2 protein-coding genes and 1 pseudogene are annotated in these 3,127 nt (G+C 54.3%); all 3 read right to left on the bottom strand.

The window, feature by feature from the left end:
- Positions 1-360 precede the first annotated feature (360 nt).
- The gene (locus AC1D35_RS35295; RefSeq protein WP_477942572.1) at positions 361-1,755 is read right to left on the bottom strand and encodes a family 4 glycosyl hydrolase; all 1,395 of its coding nucleotides are present in this window, start codon (positions 1,753-1,755) and stop codon (positions 361-363) included.
- Positions 1,756-1,902: 147 nt separating this feature from the next.
- Positions 1,903-2,988, bottom strand: coding sequence for an ABC transporter ATP-binding protein (locus AC1D35_RS35290; protein WP_477854883.1), 1,086 nt, complete (start codon positions 2,986-2,988; stop codon positions 1,903-1,905).
- Between the two features lie 35 nt (positions 2,989-3,023).
- Positions 3,024-3,127 (bottom strand): annotated as a pseudogene (locus AC1D35_RS35285) (carbohydrate ABC transporter permease); the annotation flags it as partial.

The raw sequence follows: 3,127 nt of genomic DNA, 5'->3' as shown, positions 1-3,127 counted from the left end.
ATGCAGCAAATGCTGCTGCCGACGCAAGCAATACCATCTTGATGTTCATTGTAGAATTCCTCTCCTTTGTCGATCGGGGCTATTCTCTGTTTCCGAAGATCCAAAGCCGACCCGTTTGAACAACCTCACGGCGTGCGGATCGATCCGCCGGACGTTTTGCAACTAAACGCTGCGCACGCCCTAGAGCATTTCCGTTTTTCTTCGAATCACGAAAATTCTCTATCTCTTTGTTTTTATGCAATTCCAGACGCAAAACCGCTGCACACTTTTGCTGGATTTGCTCCAGCGCACTCGGCATTGCTCTCCAATACTGTCCGGTGCCAGCCCACCCCTCGTTGATGGGCTGGCGCGCCGCATATTTTAATTGGTCAGCGTACGGAGCTTTTCCGGAAGGCGATTAGCGGTCGCGGTCACCATCGAGCGGAGAAGCGACGAAGCTTTCTCCGGCGGTAGGTAGCGAACCAGAGGGTCGGTAAGGAACAGCCCTTCCAGAGCTTCGACATCCCCTTCCAGAACCGCCCCGACGAGAGCCGTTTGCCGTTCCGCGTGAGGCTTCACAAGTGCTTCCACTGCGGCTGGCAGCCGTCCGGCAAAGATCGGCTGGATCCCCAGACCAGAAAACATGACGTTTGTCTCGACGATTGTTCCTGGCGCGAACCCGTCCATCTGACCGCGGTTCGGCATGTTTGCGTTCACCACGAGGACGTCGCCTGTCGTGAGCGCCTTTATTTGGCCGACAAGAGCCTCCTCAGACGCTGGCTGCAGGATCGGGGTTTCCCCTGACATATCTACTTTCTTGGCGGCAGCTTGCTTTTCCAGCCGTTCCCGGTTGCGGAACTCGACAGGGGTCAGCCCAAATCCCCAATCCTCGACGTTGGCCAGGTACCAATTCATGGGGAGAAACTCGGCCAGGTGCCGGTCGCCAGCCKCGGCGGCGATGCCAAAACGAGCGGAGAGATCAAACTTCACTCGATTCATATCTTCAAAATAGCGGTGGTACTCGTTCGTGGGATCAAGCGGCACTTCGCGCCAGCCTTTCTCCATGTGCGAAGCCGCGAAAGCGAGATATTCTGGGAGAAAGTCTTCTCCATCTACGGTCGCACGATCGACGAACGTAAAATGGTTGATACCCAAAACGTTCATCTGAACATCACGAAACCCGACGGCCTTGCCTTTGCCCTTTTGGTTGGCCAGCCAAGCGATAATGTGCCGAAGCTTTGTGACCTCATGGCATTCTCCCCATGCCCTAATCTCTGGGAACACCGCGTAGAGAGTGCCAGTCAGAACGGACATCGGATTTGTCAGATTGCAGACAAAGGCTTTTGGCGAATATTTCTGGATCGCGTGAGCGATTTCGGCCATTGCTGGGATCGCGCGCATAGCCCGAACAAACCCGCCTGGTCCGACAGTGTCACCGACCGCTTGACGTATGCCGGCTACTCGCGGGAGTTCGATGTCATGTGCCATGTCGTCAAAGGAGCCTGGCAGGATCGAGATGACAACGAAGTCGGTCCCCGTCAGTGCGTCTTGAAGTGTGCTCGATACGACATACCGAATATCAACTCCATGCGCCTGAGACAGTCGATTTCCGATAACCGCATTGCGTTCAGCGGCTGCGATGTCGAGATCGTAGAGCCGAATCTCACCAGAAATAGTACCGTCGTGAATGAGATCCGCCATAAGGACATGAGCCCAGTTCAGGGAGCCTCCGCCAACATATGCGAGCTTTACTTCAGTTGAGATTTCTTTCGTCATAACTAACTCCATTGACGGACGGATATGGGCCGATGCGTGGCTATCGTGAGAACGTGAGCTACCTGGGCGCGGCAAGTTCAATGCCGACCATAAATTCGCAGCCGTTGATGATTGCTCAGAGAGCAAGTTTAAAGGTTGCTGGCCCCATTAATGGGGCCGGCGAATGGCGTTGCCATCCTCGCCAAAAAGGTGGCCGTGGGCAGCGTTGAATCTCAGCGGCACCAAATCGCCCGTGGCCACGGTGACCTGACCAGGAATCATAACTGTGACTGTCTCCGCAACCGACGTCTCTCCGTAGACCACGGTTGCTCCACCAAGTTGTTCAACAAGTGCGACCTTGAGGTAGCCCAGCAAATGACCCGCGTCTCCTCCTATAACAAGATGTTCGGGGCGGACGCCGAGGGTCACTGGACTGTTCGCGCCTGTGGCATCCCCGAGCTCATGGAACGGAACAAAGCTTTCCTGGAGCACCACACCACGATCACCGGCGCTCCAACGGCACTTGATGAAATTCATCTTTGGAGAACCGATGAAGCCCGCGACGAAAATGTTCATAGGATTGTTGTACAGCTCAAGCGGCGAACCCACCTGCATGATCTGTCCGTCACGGAGCACGACAATCTTGGTGGCCATGGTCATGGCCTCGACCTGATCATGTGTGACATAGATCATCGTGTTCCCAAGCTCTTGATGAAGCTTGGATATCTCGACTCGCATTTGAACTCGCAGCTCTGCGTCAAGATTCGAAAGCGGCTCGTCAAAGAGGAAGATTCTGGGGTCGCGAACGATAGCTCGTCCGATAGCAACTCGTTGTCTTTGGCCGCCAGACAGCGCCTTAGGGCGGCGCGAAAGCAACGCATCGATTTTGAGAGTTTCGGCTGCTCGCTTAACGCGCTGCTCAATTTCGGGGCGCTTATATCCGGCAGTTTCAAGTCCGAAAGCGAGGTTCTTATAAACGGTCATATGCGGATAAAGTGCATATGATTGAAACACCATAGCGATACCGCGCTTGGAGGGAGGCACCTCATTCATTGTGGTGCCGTCGATCAACAACTCTCCGCCGCTAATATCCTCAAGGCCGGCAATCATTCGCAACAGAGTTGATTTGCCACAACCAGAGGGACCGACGAAAACGGCGAAATCCCCCGGTTCGATAGCCAGATCGATGCCATGTATCACTTCATGGTTGGCGAAGCGTTTGACAATATTTTTCAGTTCGATGCGCGTCGACATCTAAAATCCCCTGTTTGCGTATAGCGACTTCTGGCTCAACGTTTCATGCCGGTCGTCGCAATACCCTCGATCAGCAGCCGCTGAAAAATCAGGAAAATGAGAAAGACCGGCGTGAGCGACAACACAGACATCGCAAAGA

This window comes from Rhizobium sp. P1_E6, from assembly GCF_056405875.1.
The sequence above is the reverse complement of the archived record's forward strand: the minus strand, read 5'-3'. Positions and strand labels throughout refer to the sequence as shown.

Bases quoted from the DNA above. Each gene is read 5' to 3' on its own strand.
- AC1D35_RS35290 (WP_477854883.1), bottom strand. From the start codon at position 2,988: ATGTCGACGCGCATCGAACTGAAAAATATTGTCAAACGCTTCGCCAAC.